The 537-nt window shown below is 73.7% G+C and carries 1 protein-coding gene; it reads left to right on the top strand.

The window, feature by feature from the left end; translation table 11 throughout:
- Positions 1 to 58: 58 nt before the first annotated feature.
- On the top strand, positions 59 to 537 hold a 479-nt coding region (locus tag AC1DWF_RS38050), incomplete at its 3' end, for a portal protein (protein ID WP_476843578.1).

The raw sequence follows: 537 nt of genomic DNA on the forward strand, positions 1-537 counted from the left end.
TTCTGGCGGCGGCGCCCCTCGCCGCCAGCCGCAAATCGCTTCTCGGGGAATGACGCACATGACCCCGCAGCAGATCCTCGCCCGCCATGACCGCGCCGTCGCCCGCCGTCGTCAGCACGAAGCCAGTTGGGCCGACGCCTATTCCCATGTCCTGCCCGCGCCGGGCGAGGCGGCCGGCCTCTACGATGCCACCGCCGCCGATGCCGCCGAGCAGCTCGCCGCCTCGCTGCTGGCCGAGCTGACGCCGCCCTGGTCGCGCTGGTTCGGCCTGGCGCCGGCGCGCGCCATCGCCGACACGGCCGAAGGGCAGGCCGCCGCCTTCGCGCTGGAAGGGGCCGCCGACATCCTGCAGGCGCATCTCGATCGCTCGAACTTCGCCGTCGAGATGCACCAGGCCTTCCTGGACCTCGTGATCACCGGCACCGGCATCATGCTGGTCGAGGAGGCGCCGCCCGGCGAGGCCTCCGCCCTGCGCTTCGCGGCGGTGCCCGTGCGCACGGCCATCCTGGAGGAGGGGATGACGGGCCGGCTCGACAC

This window comes from Aminobacter sp. P4_D5 (genome assembly GCF_056401815.1).